2 protein-coding genes are annotated in these 1,241 nt (G+C 64.5%); one reads left to right on the top strand and one right to left on the bottom strand.

Annotation, left to right across the window (positions count from 1 at the left end; all coding sequences use genetic code 11):
• Positions 1-138: 138 nt before the first annotated feature.
• A complete protein-coding gene (locus H8A95_RS43130) occupies positions 139-540 on the bottom strand; it encodes a winged helix-turn-helix transcriptional regulator (protein ID WP_229188464.1) in 402 nt (133 codons plus the stop codon).
• 99 nt (positions 541-639) lie between these two features.
• On the opposite strand from H8A95_RS43130, the gene H8A95_RS43125 reads away from it, so the two are divergent.
• Positions 640-1,241 (top strand): FMN-dependent NADH-azoreductase (locus H8A95_RS43125; protein ID WP_229188463.1); only part of this gene is annotated, 602 nt, incomplete at its 3' end.

Genomic DNA, 1,241 nt, shown 5'->3' with positions numbered 1-1,241 from the left:
TGCGAGCGGAGCGAGCCTCGAAGGATGCACGGCCCGGATCCAACCGCGCTGAGACAACGTGGCCGTCGACCCTTCGAGACGCGCTACGCGCTCCTCAGGGTGACGGGTTCAAAATCTTAGTGTCCACAAATCAAAAATTTACTCCGCATTCCGCGCATCAAAATCCTGTCGCGCGCCCTCGATCTCCGGCAGATGGGTGAACGCCCACTGGCCGAGCGCCTTCACCGGCTCCGCCAGCCCGCGGCCAAGTCCGGTCAGCTCATAGTCGACCCGCGGCGGGATAGTCGGGAACACCGTGCGGGTCACCAGCCCGTCACGCTCCAGGCCGCGCAGCGTGAGCGTCAGCATCCGCTGCGAGATGCCGTTGATCATTCGCTTCAATTCGTTGAAGCGCTTCGGCCCGTCGATCAGCATCATGATCACGAACACGCTCCATTTGTCGCCGACCCGCGCCAGCACGGAGGCGACTGCGCGGCAATCACTGTGGTCGGGACTGGGCCGAGGCGGCGGGCCGGTTACATGGCTGTGCTCAGGTCTCATCGGTGTGCTCGGGTTTCAAAAATGTGCGTTCTTGCGGAGATTTAGGGCGGTCACTCATATAGCGCCAGTTACAAACCTATACCAAAGGTGACCCCAGCCATGAAACTTCTGCACATCGATTCCTCGGTCCTCGGCCCCCACTCCGTCAGCCGCCAAGTCTCTGCCGCCGCCGTCGAGCGGCTGCGCCAGGCCAATCCCGGCCTCGTCGTGAGCTACCGCGACCTCACCCAGACCCCGCTTGCCCACCTCTCCGGCCTGCACCTTGCCGCCAGCCAGGGCGCGGCCCCGGACCCGTCGGTGCGTGATGACATCGCGACCGGCCAGGCCGTGCTGGACGAGTTCCTCGCCACCGACATCGTCGTGATCGGCGCTCCCATGTACAATTTCACCATCCCGTCCCAGCTCAAGGCCTGGATCGATCGCATCATGGTCGCAGGCAAGACCTTCAAATACGGCGCCGGCGGCGTGGAAGGACTGGCCGGCAACAAGCGCGTCATCATCGCCATCTCGCGCGGCGGCTATTACGGCGCCGACACGCCGATGGCGGCGCTCGAGCATCTTGAGACCTATCTGCGCGGGGTGTTCGGCTTCATCGGCGTCAGGAATGTCGAGTTCATCCCGGCCGACGGCGTCCAGGTCGGCCCTGAGCATCGCGAGAAAGCAGTCGCGGGCGCGCTGCAGGTCGCCGGCAGCCTGAACGC

Source organism: Bradyrhizobium oropedii (assembly GCF_020889685.1).
GTDB lineage: Bacteria > Pseudomonadota > Alphaproteobacteria > Rhizobiales > Xanthobacteraceae > Bradyrhizobium > Bradyrhizobium oropedii.
This window is presented reverse-complemented; position numbering and strand designations above follow the sequence as displayed.